The following is a 1,934-nucleotide window of genomic DNA, read 5'->3' as shown; positions in this document are numbered from 1 at the left end:
GGAAAGTTGTACTTATTTCGGAAATTAGCTTGTTTTTTCTCTGAATCTGCACTGACACCCAATAGGGAGTACCCCGCTTCCTGCAAGGCCTGGTAATGATCTCTGAGATTACAGGCTTCCGCCGTACATCCGGGGGTATTTGCCCTGGGGTAAAAGAAGACGATCAGTTTTTTACCGGCATAATCCGATAGGGAAACCACATTTCCATCTTGATCCCTGGCCTTAAAATCCGGTACTTTGTCCCCGGCGCTCAATGTATTCATACGTATATTGATTTGTTTATTTATATTTTTCTAAAATTAAACATAATGACCAAAAAAGAAAAGGCTGCCTTTGTTATTTCCACCCTTGCAGCGATTTACCCCCAGGTTCCGGTTCCTTTGGAGCATCGGGATCCATATACCCTGCTCATTGCCGTGCTGTTATCTGCACAGAGTACAGATGTCCGGGTGAACCAAACAACTCCCAAATTGTTTGCTAAAGCCGACAATCCCAAAACAATGGTCGGATTGGACGTCTCAGAAATCCGGGAAATCATAAAGCCCGTGGGGCTTTCACCTACAAAGGCGAGGGCGATTCACCGGTTGTCAGAACTGTTGCTGGAACGTCATCAGGGCCAGGTGCCTGCAGATCTTGAAGCCCTCGAGGCCTTACCCGGGGTGGGGCATAAAACAGCCAGTGTTGTCATCTCCCAAGCCTTTGGAGTCCCCGCATTCCCAGTGGATACGCATATCCACAGGCTCATGTATCGCTGGGGGTTATCTACGGGAAAGAATGTGGTTCAGACGGAAAAAGACGCCCGCCGTTTATTCCCTGAGTCTTTGTGGAATAAGTTGCACCTGCAGATTATTTGGTATGGGAGGGAATACTGCCCCGCCCGGGGTTGGGATCTGGATAAAGATGTAATCACCCGGACCATTGGCAGGAAGTCCGTACTGCGAGAATATTGGGCAAAAAAAAAGACCCGCTGAGCAGGTCTTGTAATTTAGTTTAAACTGGCTTCAAATGCGAAGTCCCGATAGCCCGTTATGTGGAGTGATTTTGAATATTGAAGCAAAAAGGCAATTGTTTCTTTTTTAGCTTTACACCCCGCGCACGTATTGGCTTGTTCTGAGTAAATTCTTTCCATATACCTAGAGTTCGTTACAACTAAATAACGCAACCCTTATGGAAATATTGCTTCCCCCTATTCCGATTAATAATTCGTTAAGACAATTTTGTTTCTCTGAATTATTTTTCTCAGGTTGATCAGGGCATATCGCATCCGTCCCAAAGCGGTATTGATACTTACCCCTGTAGACTCCGAGATTTCTTTAAAACTCATATCTTTATATATACGCATGATCAGAACTTCCCGCTGATCATCAGGCAATTCATCGATGAGAATTCCGAGATCACTATCGATCTGATCTTTGATCATCTGCTTTTCAGCATTGAGCTTGTCATCGCCAATAACAGAGAAAATATTAAAATCATCGCTCCCTTCAAACTTGGGCATGCGCTTGTTCTTACGGAAATAATCTATAATCAGGTTATGCGCAATCCGCATAACCCAAGGAAGGAACTTTCCTTCTTCACTGTAATTCCCCTTCTTCAGGGTCTTTATCACTTTAATAAAGGTATCCTGAAAGATATCCTCAGTGACGTCCCGGTCCAGTACCTTGGAATAAATAAAGCTCGTAATTCGCTGATTGTGCTTGTTGATAAGGACTTCGAGAGCTCTTTCATTACCACTTATGTATTCCTTTACAAGGATTGAGTCGTCGATCTTTAGTTCCATAGGGGTTTTTTTTGTTCAGTTATTAACTTTAAGCTGGTTTCGCCTTTAATACCTTTTTGGGTTTGCTCAGTTTCAAATACAATCTAAAATTAGGACAAGGGGGTGCCCTCAAAAAAACATTGTTGTAAAACCGCCGAATCTTGATGTAAAACCC

At 43.5% G+C, this 1,934-nt stretch carries 3 protein-coding genes; 1 reads left to right on the top strand and 2 read right to left on the bottom strand.

Annotated elements, in window-relative coordinates; genetic code table 11:
* A partial coding sequence (locus WBV75_RS03765) for a peroxiredoxin (protein WP_424119319.1) occupies positions 1 to 263 on the bottom strand: 263 nt, incomplete at its 3' end.
* Between the two features lie 45 nt (positions 264 to 308).
* Here WBV75_RS03765 and nth point away from each other — a divergent pair.
* A complete protein-coding gene (gene nth, locus WBV75_RS03760) occupies positions 309 to 971 on the top strand; it encodes an endonuclease III (protein WP_424119318.1) in 663 nt (220 codons plus the stop codon).
* Between the two features lie 224 nt (positions 972 to 1,195).
* Here nth and WBV75_RS03755 read toward each other — a convergent pair whose 3' ends face one another.
* Positions 1,196 to 1,780: an RNA polymerase sigma factor gene (locus tag WBV75_RS03755; RefSeq protein WP_424119317.1), complete on the bottom strand. Its 585-nt coding sequence runs from the start codon at positions 1,778 to 1,780 to the stop codon at positions 1,196 to 1,198.
* Positions 1,781 to 1,934 lie beyond the last annotated feature (154 nt).

The sequence above is a fragment of the Robiginitalea sp. genome (assembly GCF_049588695.1).
In the GTDB taxonomy this organism is placed as follows: domain Bacteria; phylum Bacteroidota; class Bacteroidia; order Flavobacteriales; family Flavobacteriaceae; genus Robiginitalea.
The sequence above is the reverse complement of the archived record's forward strand: the minus strand, read 5'-3'. Positions and strand labels throughout refer to the sequence as shown.

Coding starts and splice junctions, on each gene's coding strand:
- nth (WP_424119318.1), top strand. CDS start 309: ATGACCAAAAAAGAAAAGGCTGCCTTTGTTATTTCCACCCTTGCAGCG.
- WBV75_RS03755 (WP_424119317.1), bottom strand. CDS start 1,780: ATGGAACTAAAGATCGACGACTCAATCCTTGTAAAGGAATACATAAGT.